At 66.8% G+C, this 15,288-nt stretch carries 19 protein-coding genes and 1 tRNA gene; 14 read left to right on the top strand and 6 right to left on the bottom strand.

The annotated features are described in order from the left end of the window. Positions 1–2: 2 nt before the first annotated feature. Genes BJ969_RS23430 through BJ969_RS23420 form a run of 3 tightly spaced genes read left to right on the top strand, consistent with a single transcriptional unit; the run spans position 3 to position 1,937 of the window. Entirely contained in the window at positions 3–314 is a 312-nt protein-coding gene (locus BJ969_RS23430; RefSeq protein WP_184482121.1) for a hypothetical protein, read from the top strand. Between the two features lies 1 nt (position 315). Then, a complete protein-coding gene (locus tag BJ969_RS23425; protein WP_184482119.1) occupies positions 316–1,467 on the top strand; it encodes a WXG100 family type VII secretion target in 1,152 nt (383 codons plus the stop codon). After that, positions 1,467–1,937, top strand: a complete 471-nt coding sequence (locus BJ969_RS23420) for a hypothetical protein (RefSeq protein ID WP_184482117.1) — start codon at positions 1,467–1,469, stop codon at positions 1,935–1,937. Before BJ969_RS23425 ends, BJ969_RS23420 begins: the two co-directional genes overlap by 1 nt. A 317-nt stretch (positions 1,938–2,254) precedes the next feature. Here BJ969_RS23420 and BJ969_RS23415 read toward each other — a convergent pair whose 3' ends face one another. Next, entirely contained in the window at positions 2,255–2,593 is a 339-nt protein-coding gene (locus tag BJ969_RS23415; protein WP_184482115.1) for a sigma-70 family RNA polymerase sigma factor, read from the bottom strand. A 5-nt stretch (positions 2,594–2,598) separates the two neighbouring features. Next, positions 2,599–2,790 (bottom strand): hypothetical protein, encoded by a 192-nt coding sequence (locus BJ969_RS23410; protein ID WP_184482113.1) that lies wholly within the window; start codon positions 2,788–2,790, stop codon positions 2,599–2,601. A 111-nt stretch (positions 2,791–2,901) separates the two neighbouring features. Between BJ969_RS23410 and BJ969_RS23405 the strand changes: the two genes are divergently transcribed. Next, positions 2,902–3,096, top strand: coding sequence for a MerR family DNA-binding transcriptional regulator (locus tag BJ969_RS23405; protein ID WP_184482111.1), 195 nt, complete (start codon positions 2,902–2,904; stop codon positions 3,094–3,096). Positions 3,097–3,100: 4 nt separating this feature from the next. Here BJ969_RS23405 and BJ969_RS23400 read toward each other — a convergent pair whose 3' ends face one another. Together BJ969_RS23400 and BJ969_RS23395 are read right to left on the bottom strand one after the other, a co-directional pair. Continuing rightward, the gene (locus BJ969_RS23400; RefSeq protein WP_221315923.1) at positions 3,101–3,895 is read right to left on the bottom strand and encodes a protein phosphatase 2C domain-containing protein; all 795 of its coding nucleotides are present in this window, start codon (positions 3,893–3,895) and stop codon (positions 3,101–3,103) included. Positions 3,896–3,899: 4 nt separating this feature from the next. Then, complete coding sequence (locus BJ969_RS23395) at positions 3,900–4,727, bottom strand: sigma-70 family RNA polymerase sigma factor (protein ID WP_184482109.1); 828 nt, start codon at positions 4,725–4,727, stop codon at positions 3,900–3,902. Positions 4,728–4,856: 129 nt separating this feature from the next. Between BJ969_RS23395 and BJ969_RS23390 the strand changes: the two genes are divergently transcribed. The 9 genes from BJ969_RS23390 to BJ969_RS23350 all read left to right on the top strand — a co-directional run bounded on the left by BJ969_RS23390 (position 4,857) and on the right by BJ969_RS23350 (position 11,295). Beyond that, positions 4,857–5,210 (top strand): hypothetical protein, encoded by a 354-nt coding sequence (locus tag BJ969_RS23390; protein ID WP_343071726.1) that lies wholly within the window; start codon positions 4,857–4,859, stop codon positions 5,208–5,210. A gap of 331 nt (positions 5,211–5,541) precedes the next feature. Continuing rightward, positions 5,542–5,796 (top strand): hypothetical protein, encoded by a 255-nt coding sequence (locus BJ969_RS23385; RefSeq protein WP_184482105.1) that lies wholly within the window; start codon positions 5,542–5,544, stop codon positions 5,794–5,796. After that, positions 5,796–5,975 carry a hypothetical protein gene (locus BJ969_RS23380; protein ID WP_184482103.1) on the top strand — a complete coding sequence of 60 codons (180 nt, stop codon included), beginning with the start codon at positions 5,796–5,798 and terminating at the stop codon, positions 5,973–5,975. Before BJ969_RS23385 ends, BJ969_RS23380 begins: the two co-directional genes overlap by 1 nt. Positions 5,976–6,131: 156 nt before the next feature. Next, on the top strand, positions 6,132–7,502 hold the full coding sequence (locus BJ969_RS23375; RefSeq protein WP_246457079.1) for an FtsK/SpoIIIE domain-containing protein: 1,371 nt from the start codon (positions 6,132–6,134) through the stop codon (positions 7,500–7,502). Between the two features lie 41 nt (positions 7,503–7,543). Further along, a complete protein-coding gene (locus BJ969_RS23370) occupies positions 7,544–7,729 on the top strand; it encodes a hypothetical protein (RefSeq protein WP_184482099.1) in 186 nt (61 codons plus the stop codon). A 140-nt stretch (positions 7,730–7,869) separates the two neighbouring features. Beyond that, positions 7,870–8,583 carry a hypothetical protein gene (locus BJ969_RS23365; RefSeq protein WP_343071725.1) on the top strand — a complete coding sequence of 238 codons (714 nt, stop codon included), beginning with the start codon at positions 7,870–7,872 and terminating at the stop codon, positions 8,581–8,583. 125 nt (positions 8,584–8,708) lie between these two features. Then, the gene (locus tag BJ969_RS23360; RefSeq protein WP_184482097.1) at positions 8,709–9,989 is read left to right on the top strand and encodes a replication initiator; all 1,281 of its coding nucleotides are present in this window, start codon (positions 8,709–8,711) and stop codon (positions 9,987–9,989) included. Positions 9,990–9,991: 2 nt separating this feature from the next. Further along, positions 9,992–10,171 (top strand): helix-turn-helix transcriptional regulator, encoded by a 180-nt coding sequence (locus BJ969_RS23355; RefSeq protein WP_184482095.1) that lies wholly within the window; start codon positions 9,992–9,994, stop codon positions 10,169–10,171. Continuing rightward, positions 10,171–11,295: a tyrosine-type recombinase/integrase gene (locus BJ969_RS23350; RefSeq protein ID WP_184482093.1), complete on the top strand. Its 1,125-nt coding sequence runs from the start codon at positions 10,171–10,173 to the stop codon at positions 11,293–11,295. The genes BJ969_RS23355 and BJ969_RS23350 overlap by 1 nt, the downstream gene beginning before the upstream one ends. 33 nt (positions 11,296–11,328) lie before the next feature. Here BJ969_RS23350 and BJ969_RS23345 read toward each other — a convergent pair. Beyond that, positions 11,329–11,401: transfer RNA gene (locus tag BJ969_RS23345), tRNA-Arg, on the bottom strand. A 160-nt stretch (positions 11,402–11,561) separates the two neighbouring features. Here BJ969_RS23345 and BJ969_RS23340 point away from each other — a divergent pair. Further along, a complete protein-coding gene (locus tag BJ969_RS23340) occupies positions 11,562–12,479 on the top strand; it encodes a cation diffusion facilitator family transporter (protein WP_184482091.1) in 918 nt (305 codons plus the stop codon). Between the two features lie 117 nt (positions 12,480–12,596). On the opposite strand, the gene rho is transcribed toward BJ969_RS23340, so the two are convergent. Further along, positions 12,597–14,570: a transcription termination factor Rho gene (rho, locus tag BJ969_RS23335; protein ID WP_184482089.1), complete on the bottom strand. Its 1,974-nt coding sequence runs from the start codon at positions 14,568–14,570 to the stop codon at positions 12,597–12,599. Positions 14,571–15,288 lie beyond the last annotated feature (718 nt).

The raw sequence follows: 15,288 nt of genomic DNA, 5'->3' as shown, positions 1-15,288 counted from the left end.
GAGTGGGAGAGCAGGTCAATGTCACGCCGGAGGAACTAGACCGGCTGGCTAGCACGCTCACCTCTTCGTTGAGTGGGCTCAGTGACAACGTGGGTGCGGCGACGGGCGAGGTGGATGCTGGCGTGTCGACCGGTCCGGTCACCGAGGCGATGGCCACCTTCTACAAGTCGATTGCGCGAATGGCTGCCGACACTGAGCACCAGGCGGGCGAAGTGAGCAACGCCGGTGGCGTGTACATCCGCTCCGACGACCAAGCGGTTTCTCAGCTGCCGCCATTGCCGTTGTCGCCGAACGACACTCCTGGGGGCCGCTGACATGACCGCGCCGCTGGTGACGCTGGTGGAAGGTACGCCTGAGTCGTGTCGGACGACCGCGACCGAACTCGGCAAACTTGGCGACGGGGTCCACGACGTCGGAACAGGTCTTCGTCAGGTTCGGGGCGAGTCGGAAAGCTGCTGGACTGGTGAGGCCGGCGAGAACTTCCGCCGGGCCATGCAGGAGAAGGGTGCGGCCGCCGATGACCTCGACGAGGCGACCAGCCGGGCAAAGGCCGCACTGGAGACGTTTGCTGACGAGTTGCAATCGGTGATCGCGAGGATGAAGCAAGCGCGTGAGGTCGCCAGCGAGCATGGCCTGACGTTGACGCCGACGACGATCGAACCGCCACGGCCTCCGCCGCCCGAGCCTGGCCTCAAAACCGACGGCCCTAGCCTGAACGAGCGGCCGTTGCACGATTTCGAGGCAGCTGCGAAAGCCAAAGCGGACCACGAACGCAAAGTTCGAGGGTTCGAGGAGGCCAAAGCCACCGTCGCCGACGCACGCAGCAAAGAGCAGGACGCGCACAAGGCCCTCGAAGCGTCGATGAAGTATGAAACCGGGTTCCTCCAGTACATGATCAACGGTGCCATCTGGAACATCGAGGGCATTGCCCGCGGATCACTCACCACACCGCAGGGCATGGCCGATACGTTCAGCAAACGCGCCGACATGCTGTACGAACGCGCCGCTAAAGCGAACAGCGCCATCGACGCTGCCGGGGTGACACCAGCGGGACAAGCCGCCAAAGCTTCCCAACGTGACAAGTTGCTACAGCGGTCCACTCGCCACCAGGGCGAGGCGGTCAAGTCCCAGAAGACGGCCGACCGCTTGTACGGCCGAACCGGATTGGACGCGAAAGGCGCACGTGTCCTGGGCAAGACCGCCAAAGGCGTACCGGTGGTCGGGACGGCCATCGCCGCCGGAGTCCAAGTCGAAGCGGTTGTCAACGACGGCAAACCGGTAGGCAAGGCCGGTTTCAACCTCGCTGGCGGTGCTGCTGGTGGCATCTTGGCCGGGGCTGTGGCCGGCGCTTGTGTCGGCGGCCCGGTTGGTGCCGTTGTTGGCGTAGGCGTGGCGGCGATAGGTTCTGGCCTCGGCAGTTGGGGCGCTGAGAAGCTTTACGACGGGATCACCGAGGATGGTGGCTGATGACCAAGCGCCGAGTGGTAGCCACTCTCTGGATCATCCTGACGCTCGTCGGCCTCGGGTGGCTCCTCGCAGGCAACCTCAAGACTGAGTTCGGCCCTCTGGTGGCCTTCTTTGTGGCCGCGTCTGTCGGCTATGGACCCGCACGCCTGATTGCGATGCGGCGACTGGCACGCGAGACACCTCCCATCGAGCCACGTCTGGTGCCACTGCGCATCTCTATGGCGGTCCTAGGCTTGATCACGTTTGGTCCGCTCGTGGCTGCGGCGGCAGGATGGATCGACATCATCCCGGCCGGCGGTGGGTTCCTCGTGGGCATGCTGCTGCTGCCTTCCGCAGCTGCGTTGTTCTCCGATGGGTATCAGGGGCTTTGGCTCGACTCGTTGGTGTTCCGCGGGCTTAAGCCACCAGAAGACGAATGGCTGATGCAACGGGACATCAACCGGCAAAACGCTCGTCGCAGGAACCAGTGACCTCGGAAGCTATGGTCACTTGGCCGTCAGGTCGCCGACGAAGCTCCCGCGGACTTCAGATGCTCGCGGCGCCTAGCGATCACGTAGTCGCTTTGCGCTTGTGTGCTGCTAGAGCTCGTAAAGCCTGTCCAGGATGTGTCGTAGCAGTGGAACGGTTGGCATTGGCCATCTTCGGCTTCGCGATGCCTCAGTCGTGTCACGCAGGACGGGGATCTCCGGCGGCGTCTCGGGGAAGAGCTCTCCATGCCATGCGGTGATGTACCCGGCAGGTTCCGTTCTGGTGCGGTGCTTGCCCACGATGCCCCCTGCTTCGTAGGTCAGTTCTGCTCGGTGCGGCCGTTCCGGATCTGGGCGATGCGCCCTTTGGTGATGCCGAGGGAGTCGGCGACGTCGGCGTAGGTCATGCCGTTCACGCGGTGGGCGCGTTCGATCGCGTTGCGGCGGAGCGCTGCCAGTTCTGTGACCCGGCGGCGGCACTCGTTGATCAGCTCGGTGGCTCGGGTGGCCTGGCGAACGGGATCGTGCTCCCGACGTACCTCTTCGATGTCTTCCCAGGTGGTGGTTTCGCTGCTCTGGGGCGTCGCCTGTTCCGGAACTAGCGGCGCTGTCGCAGATTCGTTGATGGCGTCTTCGGCAGGCGGCGGAGTGGTGGTCATGAACTTCAGCCGCGGCTGTCGATAATCAGCGGCTGCTCGTCGCCGTGGAGCGCTTGGGCGAGCCGGACTAAGGCGGCTGCCAGCTGCTCGCGCTGGCCGGTTGTTGCGCGCCCGGCTCCGATGTCGAAGGCGGCATCATCGAGCGCCCACTGAGCCTGGCGCAGTAGCACCGCTAGCGATCGGGACTCGTCGGACATCCCATCCTCCAATCGCGCAGGTCAATACGACTCAATCGAGACATTCAACCATAAGGACTCAAACGAGCCTAGGAATAGGCATCTAAACGCGCCAAATGCGACAGTTCGTGGGTGGCGCAACCTCGTCTGGTCCCGACCGGTGACCTTGCGCGTGAGCTGGGTATCAGCACGCGCACCGTCGCTCGTTATGTGCGCGAAGGTCTGCTGGTCCCGACCGAGGTCACGCTTGGCGGTCACTACCGGTGGGACATAGACGACGTCCGGCAGCAGATCCGGAAGCGTCGCGCCGGCCCCGACGAAAGCTGAGGGCTCAGACGTCCCAGCGGACGGCGGCGATGGCCTTGTCGTCGTGGCGCTTCGACCGTGGAAGGTCCGTCCCGTCCGGGTCCACGTGGGCTTCCCACGCTTGGCAGCGCTCTAGCTCGGCGAACAATTCCGCAGAGCTCATCCCGGCCACGCGGGGCCAGTCGTCGGTCTCGATGTGGGTCATCGTGTTGAACGCGCCATCGGTGGCCAGCACGGCCCACGGTGCTTCGTGGACGTTCCACGACCGCACCAACGCGTGAGCAGCCGCCGTTGGCGCGGCCTCGGCGATCCAGTACCCGCCCTCACGGTTTCGCCGTTCGGCTTGGGCGTCTTGCAGCTCTCGCAGCATGGCGCGGTGGTGCTCGTCGTAGCCCGCTCCGGACGCGAGTCGATTTCGGTAAGCACGTCGCTCGGGGAGTTCAAGTTCATCGAGCCTGGGGTCCTCGAACACCCCTGCGGCCGTGATGATCGGGCTGTCGCCGAGAACGAGCTCATCGACCTGGTCGCCACTGCGGCGCACGATCGCGACCGTGCTCGACGGCGAGTCGCCCGGTGTCAGTTCCAGCACGTCGGTCGTTGCCTGGATCGACTCGGAGAGGACTGCGCGCAGATCCGCGGAAGGCTCTCGCCTCAACCGGAGTTGGAGGGCTTCGCCAAGGGTGGCCGCGTACAGGCTTGCCGGGACGGGGACCGGGCGGAACGCCGAGGCTCCGTCGAGCACGATCACCGCGTTCTCGGTGGTCAGGATCTTGTCGTCGCTGTCGGCGTAGTCGGGCAGCTGGGCCGTTTCGATGCGCATCGGGTCACCACGCGAAAGGGCCGGCGGCGAGTTCGCTACCGGTGATGTTCAGGCCGTCGTAGGTGCAGCGGACCGCCAGGCTGAACGAGACGTCGCCAACCTGGCGGAACAGCTCAGCGAGGTTCGCGGTCAGGTAGTGGGCCGCTCCGAGGGATCCGATCGCGTGGATTCCGGCGACGTGGACGATCACGCGGTCGTCGTAGCGGTGCCGGGCCACGTAGGCGATGTCCGCGGACTTCGGTTCGTCATCGTCGGCGGGGGAGCCGTAGCGCTCGCCGGTGGGACGGTGCTCGAACCACCAACGGCCGCCGTCCTTGACCAGTCCTGCGCGTTCGTCCTCGGCCAGCAGTGCGCCTGCGACCGGTGCGGACTTCGGGCCGCAGACCACCAGGGCATCACCGGCAGGAAGCTCCTCGGTCTCCGGGCCGACGTGGAACTTGTCCACCGCGAACCGCATTGCGCCCAACAGGTCCTCGAACTGGGCTTGGGTTGCGGAGTCCTCGGCGGCGATCAGCGGGCGCTCGCGGTCGGTGACCTGGTAGCGGTAGGGGATACCGATGCTGACCGGTCCGACGCCGAAGATCACCCGTTCGGGACCGGCGGCGTCCTTCTTCACCTGGCTGACGCGGCCCTTGGTGATCCCGAGAGCGGTCGCGATCTCGGTGTAGCTCATGTCCAGATCACGGTGAGCTTCCTCGATCGCAGCTTTGCGTAGGCGAGCCAACTCGGCGGCGCGTTGCTGGTACGTGGTGATCAGCTCTGTGGCGCGCAGGCCGCGTCGGATGGGGTCGGCCTCCCGGCGGACCGCCTCGAACTCGTCCCGCGTCGTCATACCCCAAGTTTAGACCCCCTTGACAGGTCTCGCGGAAGCGCCTAGCTTGTGTTTAGACCCCCTCAACACGTCGGCGGCCTTGCTCGCCGGAGGGTTTAGGGGGGTAAACGATCGAAGCTCTTGGAGGCAGTGGTGCGGAACATCCCGGTGAACTTGCAGGGCTACAAGCTGATGGTGACGGAGTCCCCGGCGTTGAAGATGCGGGAGAACGACAACGGCGTCGAAGAGGTGGTGACGGACCGGTCTGGGGTTCAGCACTTCGTGGTGTCGCTGTTCGCGAAGAAGCGCCCGCAGGAAGGGCAGTTCGCGGAGAAGGGCGAGGAGATCAAGGTGACCCTGACCGCCGACCCCGGTGACGGGTTCGAAGAGGGCACGTACGTGCAGTTGATCGACGCGACGGTGTCGCCGTGGCAGACCGAGCGCAACGGCCGCTACGCCTCCGGGCTCGCCTACCGGGCGGCGGGCGTGACTCCGCTGGTCTGATCTCCGCCAGTTCCGGCGTGAATACCTTTTCGTAGAACTCTCTTTTTCAAGCCGTTTTCGTGGGCTGCTTGTTCTTTGGTGAATTCCATAGTGGGCCGATCTATGCCTTTTTCCGGCACGAATGTGTGTGCCGGTGGGGCTTTGTTGGTCCCCGAGTCGCCGGGTGTTGCTGGTGGCTCGGGGGTCTTCATGGCCTTGTCCATGTTGAGAGGACCAGATGATGCGGGTTCGTTCTGATCGGGATTTCTGGTTTCACGGTTCCGGCTGCGTGGGTGGCCGGTGGTATCTCGCCGACAACGGCGAGTGACAAGAAAGGAAGGGGTGATCGATCGTGGCGATGGAGCAGGCGTTGAAGCGGGTGGGTCCGGCGTCGGCGGCGGTGACACGTCTGGAGGTGTTGGCGCGGTTCGTGGATGAGCTGGACCAGGACTTGGGCCGGGTGGCGTTCCTGGAAGACGACATCGTCGACGCACGCCGGTTCGCCGATATCGAGGACCAGGCGCAACAGGCGCAGGTGGCGTTGAGCAGGTTGCGGGACGCGCTGGCCGAGCACGGCGGGGCCGTGGTGGCGAAGGGATACAAGTGATGACACGGGGCGAGAGCGTGTACGGGACGGTGCGGCGGATCGATTCCTCGATGGCCGCGATGAACCGAGTCCTGCGCAAATTCGGGACACCGAAGGAAGTCGCTTCCGAATTGCGCGCGGTGAAAACGGCTGTGGGTGAGGTGATCGCACAGCTGGAGATGGCCGAACGACGCAGCTAAAAACCAGAACACATCGGCATCGGGGTGCCGGGCTCCTCACCGAGTCCGGCACCCCATTTTCTTTTCCGGGGAGAAAACATGACGGACACACGGGCAGCAGTAGGAACGACTCCAGCACGGGCAGCAGGGAAGTGGGTGGCGCGGCATCCGCGCTCGATGACGAGCACGGTCGTTTTGGGTGCGTCGGTGGTGTGGCTGGGTTACCTGGTGGTGCTCAGTGCTGCCGGTGTCGCTGTGGTGGCCGGTGCCTCGTGGTGCTTGCTGGACCGTCCGACGTTCGATCGGTTCGCGGGCCGGTTGTTGCGGGCGTGGTGGAGACGGTGGGCGGTCTACCAGCGTCAGTGGTTCGACCTCGCCTACCGGGCGGGCCTGGTGGTGACTGATCACCGGGGGCGGTCGTGGGCGCCGAAGGTGTTGCGGGTGTCGTCGTCGTGGTGCTGGGACCACGTGCGCATCCGCATGGTCAAGACCCAGGAACCCGGCGACTTCGAAGCCGTCCTGGAACGCCTCGCCAACGCCTATCGGGCTCGGCGGGCGACGGTGCGGACGCTGAAGCCGGGTGTGATCAGCCTGGATTTCCAGCGCCGCGAACCGTTCGACGAGATGCCCATCCCGCTGCCTGCGCTGCCGGAGTCGGTGGAGTCGGTGGATCTGGGCCGCCTGGTGATCGGGCGGACCGAGTACGGCCGAGACTTCGCCCTCGACCTCCTGGGCGGCCTGCACATCCTGTTGGCCGGGGCCACCGGTTCGGGGAAGGGCTCGTGGTTGTGGGGCTTGATCCGGCAGCTCGCGCCGTTGATCCGGGCGGGGTCGGTGCGGTTGTGGGTGATCGACCCCAAGGGCGGCATGGAGTTCGGCGCGGGCCGGGAGATGTTCCACCGGTTCGCCGACAGCGACGTCACCGGCCTGGAACTCATGCGCGAGTACGTCGAGACCTTGGACGCACGGAAGGAAGACCTCGGCCGCAGGGGAATCCGGACCGCGACGGCCTCGGCTGAGACGCCGATGGATGTGCTGATCGTCGACGAGTTGGCCGCGATGACGCAGTACTGCTCCCGCGACATTGCCCGCGAATTCGAACCCCTGCTGGGTAAAGCACTGACCCAGTACCGGGCCGTGTTGGGCCGGGTTGTGGGGGCGGTGCAGGAGCCGCATAAGGACAACGTGCCGATGCGGGGCCTGTTCCCCACCAAGATCGCCCTACGCCTCGACGAAGCCTCCTACGTCGACATGACCTTGGGCGAAGGTGTCCGCGACCGCGGGGCACTGGCGGATCAGATTCCGGAGATCATGCCGGGCGTCGGCTACGTCAAACACGACGGCCGCCGCGAACCCCTCCGCGTGAGGGCCGCGTTCACCAGCGACGACGACATCGCCGCACTCGTCGCCTACTGCACGGTCACGCCTCTGCGCCGCACCGAGCGCCGCCCGGCGCCCCGGCGCACCGCGATCGCGGAGATCACCGAAGCCGACATCGAACACATCGACACCTTCGACGGCGACGACGAAGACCACGACGCCGCCTGAGTTCGAAGTGCAGTTTCCCCTTCTGTCAAAGGAGATTCGCCATGTTCCAAGTTCATCTGACGCTGGCCTCGTTAGGCGTCCTCGTCCTGTCCGGCCTGCTCGCGCTCGGGGCGGTGGCGCTGGTGTGGGTGCTGGCCGGTCCGGCGGCCGGGCTCCTGGTGCTGCTCGTGCTCGCACTGATCGTGCAGGGCGTGAAGTCCCTGATCACCACCACAACCGAAGAATAGGAAAGGGGCGCGTGATGTGGCCGTTCCGCAAGAACGCTGATCGCGGGTCGGGGCGGACTCGGCGGGTGGAGCGGCTGGGGGCACGCATCGCCGAGTCCAAACGACTCCGCCCCCTGTCCCTCGATCCGGACTTGATCGCCGTGGCGATGGAACGCACCCGGCGGCGCACCGTGGCCGGGCTCTGGTTCTTCCTCGCCCTCGGGCTCTCGTTCACCACCACCGGGGTTCAAGCTTTCCTCGCCGGGGACGCAGGCACGGGTGATCCGGTGTGGTGGGCGGCCTGGACGGTGGAACCGATGTTCGCCGGGCTGCTGATCCTGCTGCTCAACTTCGAAGCCGTCATCTTGTCCCACGGTGTCGAGCCTGGTCACCACTGGTGGACACGGATCAAGCGCGTCTTGCTGAGCACGACGCTGTTCATGAACGTGATCCCGCAACTCGACCCGGCCCGGTTCCAGCTCGGCTCGCTGGCGGTGCACCTGATCATTCCCGTGGTCGTCTACGGGCTCGCCGAAGTGATCCCGGTGATTCAGGCACGGTCACGGCAAGTCGTGATGCAGGGCTACGCCGACGCAGCAGAGCATGACTCACCTGCGGAAACCAGGGAAGTCGTCCCGCAGCCGGCCCCGACTCCGGCCACGACCGAAGCACCCACGCCGACGCCTCCGGCGATTCCGGCCGAGCCCATGAAACGCGGTCCGCGTCTTCCGACGCACGTCATCGACGCGCTCAAGCGTGCCCGCGACCAGGCCGCAGAAGAAGGCCGCAGGTTCGCCCCGGCAGACGTGCAACAGGTGGTGAAGGTCCCGGACGCGATGGCAACAGCCATCCACGCCGACTTGATCACCGCATAAACCGGCCGCGACGGCCGGAAACCGTCGGCACAACTGAATAAGCACAACCCCTCGAAGGCGGAGCACTACCACCGATTGCGACCGGTGGTGCTCCGCCTTCGTCATGTTCGAAAGGACCACCCCCGATGGTGCGTACTGACCGGGCGGTCGTGGACCGCTACCAACGACGACTCCACAGCAACGACTACGGCCGCTGGCGTGAACAGGTCGAAGCCACCGGCGGATGCACCCACCCCGTCCGCATGACCGGCGCCTGGACCGTCACCGACAACACCACCAGCCAGGTCCTCGCACACAAGGGCGGACACGTCATGGTGCCCTGCGGAAACCGCCGCGAATCGGTCTGTGCCGCCTGCTCCGACCGCTACGCCGCCGACGCCTACCACCTCCTCCGCGCGGGCCTGTCCGGCGGAACCAAGGGCGTCCCCGAGCACGTGACCGAACGGCCGAGGGTCTTCCTCACCCTCACGGCCCCCTCGTTCGGTCCGGTCCGTGACGACGGACAGCCCCGGTTCCCGACTCGGTACGACTACACCGGGCACGTCCTGTTCAACGCACACGCCGGACAGCTCTGGCACCGATTCGTCATCGCCCTACGCCGCCACCTCGCCAAAGCCGCCGGAATCCGGGTCCGGGACTTCGCCGACCACGCCCGGCTGTCCTACGCGAAAGTCGCCGAATACCAGCGACGCGGCGCCATCCACTTCCACGCCGTGATCCGCCTCGACGGACCCGGCGGCGCTTCAGACAAGGCCCCGGCGTGGGCTACGCCCGAACTGCTCGCCGACGCCATTCACGCCGCGCACGCACAGGTCAAGATCACCACACCGGAGGTCGACGGCCAGGCGCGCGAACTGGCCTGGGGCCGTCAGATCGACGTCCGCACCATCAAGCCAGCGAACGCCCCGGACTTCGAGGACGGCGACGGCGAGATCACCGACGACCGCCTCTCGTCCTACGTGGCCAAGTACGCGACCAAGGGCACCGGGAAATCCGAGGCGGCGGACCGGCCGATCCGCTCCGACGCCCACATCGAACAGCTCCGGATCAACGAGCACTACAAGCAGCTCATGCGCACCACCTGGACCCTCGGCGTCCTAGAGGAGCTGGATCACCTCAACCTGCGGCGCTGGTGCCACATGCTCGCCTTCCGCGGCCACTTCCTCAGCAAGTCCAAGGCGTTCTCCACGACATTCAAGCAAATCCGTGGCGACCGGCAGCGCTTCCGACTCGAAGCCGCCCTCGACGAACTCGGCGTCACCGAAGAGTCGGTGACGGTGGTCAACCACTGGGACATGACCAGCGTCGGGCACCGCACCCCAGAGGAACGCGACATCGCCGAAGGCATCGCCCAACGACGACGCGACACCCGCAAACACCGGCACTCCACCGAACGAAAGGACTGATCATGCAAAAGCTGTGGGGACCCAACGACGTGGCCGAGTTCTTCGGTGTGCCCGTGGGCACCGTCTACCAGTGGCGCACCCGAGGCACCGGCCCCACTGGAAAGCGCGTCGGCAAACACGTTCGCTACCGGCCGGAAGACGTCGAAGCCTGGTTCGACGCACAACCCGAGGGGGTCATCTGATGGCCGACATCGATGATCGCTGGCACCGCAAAGGTCCGGATGGCAAGCAGCAGCGGACCGACCGGTACGGGGTGGGCGCCCGCTGGCTACTTCGCTGGCGCGAGGCGGACGGCACCCAGCGCAAGAAGTCCTTCCAGCGCAAGGCCGACGCCGAGCAGTACGCGACAACGGTTGAGCACGGCATGATGTCCGGTACCTACGTCTCGCCGGATGCGGGGAAGATCACCGTGGGGGAGTGGGCGGCCCGCTGGCTCCAAGCTCAGGGGCACCTCGCGCGCTCCACGTTCGCCCGGTACGAGATCGCGATCAACCGGCACATCGTCTTGAAGTGGGGCCGGGTGCGGCTCTCGGCAGTGAAACACGCTGATGTTCAAGCCTGGGTGTCCGGGCTGGCGGGGGAGTGGTCGCCCGCGTCGGTGGTGAAGGTGCACCGCGTGTTTTCGCAGGTGCTCGCGTGGGCCGTGCGAGACGGACGCCTCGCGCGAAATCCCGCCGAGGGGATTCGATTGCCTCGGCCGAGCCTGCCGGATCACCGCTACCTTGATCATGCCGAGGTCGCGAAGCTGGCGGAACGGTGCGGTTCCTATGGCGTGGTCATCCGGTTCTTGGCCTACACCGGCTTGCGATGGGGTGAGCTGGCGGGCCTGAAGGTCGGGCGCGTGGACCTAGTCCGCCGACGCTTCCTCGTGGCCGAGTCGGTGACGGAGGTCAACGGGGCGCTCGTGTGGGGCTCACCCAAGACGCATGAGCGGCGCTCGGTTCCGCTGCCTCGATTCCTCGTCGAGGAGCTGCGGCCTCGGATCGAGGGGCGGGCGGATGACGCCTTGGTGTTCATGGCTCCGCAAGGCGGCGTGCTCCGCGTGCGGAACTTCCGGCGGAACGTCTTCGATCCTGCGGTCCGGGACGTGGGACCGGCCGGGTTCCATCCACACGAGCTTCGGCACACTGCGGCGTCGCTGGCGATCGCCTCGGGCGCGGATGTGAAGCTGGTGCAGCAGATGCTGGGGCACAAGACCGCGACGATGACGCTAGATCTTTACGGGCACCTGTTTCCCGATCGGCTCAACGACGTGGCTGATCGAATGGATGCGGCGGTGAGTGCCCCGAATGTGCCCCGCGAGTGATTTTGCAGAGGCTCTATAACGCTGTGACCTGGGTGCCCTCGGCAGGACTCGAACCTGCGACACCTGCCTCCGGAGGGCAGTGCTCTATCCGCTGAGCTACGAGGGCTTTCTGTTGTTGACGTGATTCAGCCTAGCGCACGCGCAGGTGCGCACCGGAAGGGGGTGACGGTTCGCGCGGTGATCGGCGCGTCCAGCAAGTGGATGCATGGTTGCATTCATGCGCATCTCGCTATATATCATGGTGTCGTGCGGATGGGAGGCTCGTGATGGGGCATGGCCACGGCCACGGGACGGCAGCAGGACCAGCCAGCGCCTCCGGGCGCTACTCGCGGCGCCTGGCGATGGCGTTCGGCGTGCTGCTGGCGTTCTTCGTCCTCGAAGCGACCGTCGGGTACCTCACCTCATCGCTGGCGCTGCTGTCGGACGCGGGGCACATGCTCACCGACGTCCTCGGCGTCGGGATGGCGCTCGCCGCGATCACCGCGGCGGGCCGTCCCGCTTCGGCCAAGCGGACTTTCGGCTGGTACCGCATCGAAGTGCTCGCCGCGCTCGCCAACGCCGTGCTGTTGTTCGGCGTCGCCGGGTACATCCTGATCGAAGCCATCGGCCGCTTCCAGCAGCCGCCCGAAGTGGCCGGGTTGCCGATGATGCTCACCGCCGCGGCCGGGCTCGCGGCGAACGTGGTGGCGTTCCTGCTGCTGCGGGAAGGCGCGGAGGAGAGCCTCAACCTGCGCGGTGCGTACCTGGAGGTGCTGGCCGACACCATCGGATCGGTCGGTGTGCTGATCGGGGGAGCGCTCGCCTGGGCCTTCGGGTGGTACCTGGTCGACCCGATCGTCGCCGTCGCCGTGGGCCTGTTCGTGCTGCCCCGCACCTGGAAGCTGGCGCGGCAGGCCCTGCGGATCCTGGTGCAGCAGGCGCCGGAAGGCGTCGACGTGCACGCCATGCGCGATGACCTCGCCGCACTGCCCGCCGTGAACGAAGTGCACGACCTGCACGTGTGGACGTTGACCTCCGGCATGGAAGTCGCGTCGGCGCACCTCACCACTCCGGCCGAAGCCGACCACGGCGACGTGCTCGTGTCCGCGCAGCGGTTGCTGGCCGAGCGCTACCGCATCGAGCACGCCACCTTGCAGGTCGAGCCCGCCGAGTGCGCCCGCCGATGCCAGGGGCTGACCTGGTGACAGAAAGGTTCCCTTGCTCGCACCGGTGACAGAAAGGTTCCCTTGCTCGCACCGGGGCGCGAAAAAACCGGCCCGCACCTGTGGGGTGCGGGCCGGTTTTCGGCGGGTGGGCGACGGTCAGTCGTCGTCCTTGCCGCCGGGGGTGTTCTTGGCGACCTGCATCAGGAACTCGATGTTGGTGCGCGACTTGCGCAACCGGTCCTGCAGGAGTTCCAGCGACTGCTGGGCGTCGAGCGCGGCGAGCACCCGGCGCAGCTTGTGGGTCACGGCGAGCTCGTCGGGCGAGAGCAGGATCTCGTCCTTGCGGGTGCTGGAGGCGTCGACGTCGACGGCGGGGAACAACCGCTTGTCGGCGAGCTTGCGGTCCAGCTTGAGCTCGGCGTTGCCGGTGCCCTTGAACTCCTCGAAGATCACCGTGTCCATCGTGGACCCGGTTTCCACCAGCGCCGTGGCGAAGATGGTCAGCGAGCCACCGTTCTCGATGTTGCGAGCAGCGCCGAGGAAGCGCTTCGGCGGGTACAGCGCCGTCGAGTCGACACCACCGGAGAGGATCCGGCCGGACGCCGGGGCCGCCAGGTTGTAGGCGCGGCCGAGGCGGGTGATCGAGTCGAGCAGCACGACCACGTCGTGTCCCATCTCGACGAGGCGCTTGGCCCGCTCGATGGACAGCTCGGCCACCGTGGTGTGGTCCGACGGCGGACGGTCGAAGGTGGAGGCGATGACCTCGCCCTTGACCGAGCGCTGCATGTCGGTGACCTCTTCGGGGCGCTCGTCGGCGAGCACCACCATGAGGTGGCATTCCGGGTTGTTCGTGGTGATCGCGTTGGCGATCGCCTGCAGCACCATCGTCTTACCGGCCTTCGGCGGCGAGACGATCAGCGCGCGCTGACCCTTGCCGACGGGCATGACGAGGTCGATGATCCGCCCGGTGAGGTTCTGCGGTTCGGTCTCCAGCCGCAGCCGCTCGTTCGGGTACAGCGGAGTCATCTTGTGGAACTCCGACCGCCCCTTCGCGGCGTCCGGCTCGAGGCCGTTGATGGCGTCGACGCGGACCAGCGGGTTGAACTTCTGCCGCTGCTGCTCGTTGTCGCGGGGCTGGCGGATGACGCCCTTGATCGCGTCGCCGCGGCGCAGGCCGTACTTGCGGACCAGCGACAGCGAGACGTACACGTCGTTCGGCCCGGCGAGGTAGCCGGACGTGCGGACGAACGCGTAGTTCTCCAGCACGTCGAGGATGCCGGCGACGGGCAGCAGGACGTCGTCCTCGCGCACCTCCGGCTCGTTGCCGCCGCCTTCGGCGCGGCCCCGGTTGCGCCGGCGGTCCCGGAACCGGCGTCCGCGCCTGCGGCCGCCGTCCTCATCGGAGTCGTCCTGCGGGCGGTTGTCCTGCTTGTCCTGCTGCTGCCGGGAGTTCTGCCGGTCGTTGCGGTCTTGGCCGCCCCGGTTGTCCTGGCGCTCCCGGTTGTCCTGGCCGCCGCGGTCGTTGCGGTCCTGCCGGTCGCCCCGGTCCTGCCGGTCTCCCCGGTTGTCCTGCCGGTCGCCCCGGTCCTGGCCGCGCTCGCCGTCCTGGTCCTGGTTGCCGCCGCGGTTGTTGGAGCGACGGCGCCGATTGCCGCCGCGGCGTCCTTCGTCCTCGCCGCCCTGCTCGGCGCCTTGCTGCCGACGGGAACGTCCGCGGGTCGGCGCGGAGCCGTTCGTGCCGGAATCCGGGGTCGCGGCCGCCTCCTGCTGCTGGGGCGCGGAATCGGACTCGTCGAGCGAGGGCTGGTGGGCCTTGCCGCGGCTCGGCGCGCTTTCCTGCGCCGCATCGCTTTCCTGCGCGGGCTGCTTGGCCGGGCGGGAACGGGCCGGCGCGCCGCCTTGCCGTTCCTTGATGGCCGCGATCAGGTCGCCTTTGCGCAGACCGCTGGTGTCGATCCCCAGTTCCCCGGCAAGTTGTCGCAGCTCGGCGAGAACCATGCCGGACAGTCCTCCGCGGCGACGCGGGGCGCCATTGGTCTCGGCGCCCGCGGCCGGCTGCTCAGACTCCTGCTGGCCAGCCTGGGAGACGCCGTTGGTCGTCTCGCTGCTCAACAGTTCGGTGTTGCTCACGAATGTCCTTCCTGACCGGACCGCGCCTCCTACGCGACCCAGCGGATTGCCCGCCCGCTCTTGTCAACGGACGGCCTTTTTGTGCTACCAGCCTGATGCCGGTCGAGTTCAACACGCACGCGCGGCTCGATCGACGTCGGCGACCAGGCGGAACCAGCAGCACCGGGCGGTGGGAGGTACCCGGGTCATGTGCTCGTCCGAATGCCGTTACGCGGTGCGGTTTTCACGCTTCTGCGTGTCAGAACCACGGTGCACGTGCGACGCATCCACTCCGATCCACACTCGCCGATGCACGCCTTGCTGCCGCCTCACTCAGGTGTTGTCGTTCATGGGGAGCGCTGTGATTTCCGGTCCGGCCCGATATACCGCTGCGCAGAATCGGGACGACAGGCACCGGGGTGCGCCGAACCGGCGTCGATCGCTCCAGGAACGTGACCGTCACGGTCAGGCCCCCACGCTGCGTCGGCCGGGACTCACAGGTCGGAAGCCCCGCGCGAACCCCATTGAGTTGACAACTCCTGCCTCTGTCACCGCGACCGGATACTCGCCGATCCTGATCTTCACCCACGTGGAGCGGAGCCCAATTCACTAGCGAGAGATGTGCCCCGGAGAACGATGCCCCGGTTACGGCACCGGCGCCCTGCGCGCGGTGACTGATTGACCTTGAGGGTAGACGCCCCACCACCGAGGTGCAACAACCTCCAGCAGCGCGGCATGC

Source organism: Saccharopolyspora gloriosae, assembly GCF_014203325.1.
Classification (GTDB): Bacteria; Actinomycetota; Actinomycetes; order Mycobacteriales; family Pseudonocardiaceae; genus Saccharopolyspora_C; species Saccharopolyspora_C gloriosae.
The sequence above is the reverse complement of the archived record's forward strand: the minus strand, read 5'-3'. Positions and strand labels throughout refer to the sequence as shown.

Bases quoted from the DNA above. Each gene is read 5' to 3' on its own strand.
- BJ969_RS23380 (WP_184482103.1), top strand. From the start codon at position 5,796: ATGACACGGGGCGAGAGCGTGTACGGGACGGTGCGGCGGATCGATTCC.
- BJ969_RS23415 (WP_184482115.1), bottom strand. From the start codon at position 2,593: ATGACCACCACTCCGCCGCCTGCCGAAGACGCCATCAACGAATCTGCG.
- BJ969_RS23375 (WP_246457079.1), top strand. From the start codon at position 6,132: ATGACGAGCACGGTCGTTTTGGGTGCGTCGGTGGTGTGGCTGGGTTAC.
- BJ969_RS23355 (WP_184482095.1), top strand. From the start codon at position 9,992: ATGCAAAAGCTGTGGGGACCCAACGACGTGGCCGAGTTCTTCGGTGTG.
- BJ969_RS23410 (WP_184482113.1), bottom strand. From the start codon at position 2,790: ATGTCCGACGAGTCCCGATCGCTAGCGGTGCTACTGCGCCAGGCTCAG.
- BJ969_RS23350 (WP_184482093.1), top strand. From the start codon at position 10,171: ATGGCCGACATCGATGATCGCTGGCACCGCAAAGGTCCGGATGGCAAG.
- BJ969_RS23400 (WP_221315923.1), bottom strand. From the start codon at position 3,895: ATGCGCATCGAAACGGCCCAGCTGCCCGACTACGCCGACAGCGACGAC.
- BJ969_RS23395 (WP_184482109.1), bottom strand. From the start codon at position 4,727: ATGACGACGCGGGACGAGTTCGAGGCGGTCCGCCGGGAGGCCGACCCC.
- BJ969_RS23370 (WP_184482099.1), top strand. From the start codon at position 7,544: ATGTTCCAAGTTCATCTGACGCTGGCCTCGTTAGGCGTCCTCGTCCTG.
- BJ969_RS23360 (WP_184482097.1), top strand. From the start codon at position 8,709: ATGGTGCGTACTGACCGGGCGGTCGTGGACCGCTACCAACGACGACTC.
- BJ969_RS23420 (WP_184482117.1), top strand. From the start codon at position 1,467: ATGACCAAGCGCCGAGTGGTAGCCACTCTCTGGATCATCCTGACGCTC.
- BJ969_RS23425 (WP_184482119.1), top strand. From the start codon at position 316: ATGACCGCGCCGCTGGTGACGCTGGTGGAAGGTACGCCTGAGTCGTGT.
- BJ969_RS23340 (WP_184482091.1), top strand. From the start codon at position 11,562: ATGGGGCATGGCCACGGCCACGGGACGGCAGCAGGACCAGCCAGCGCC.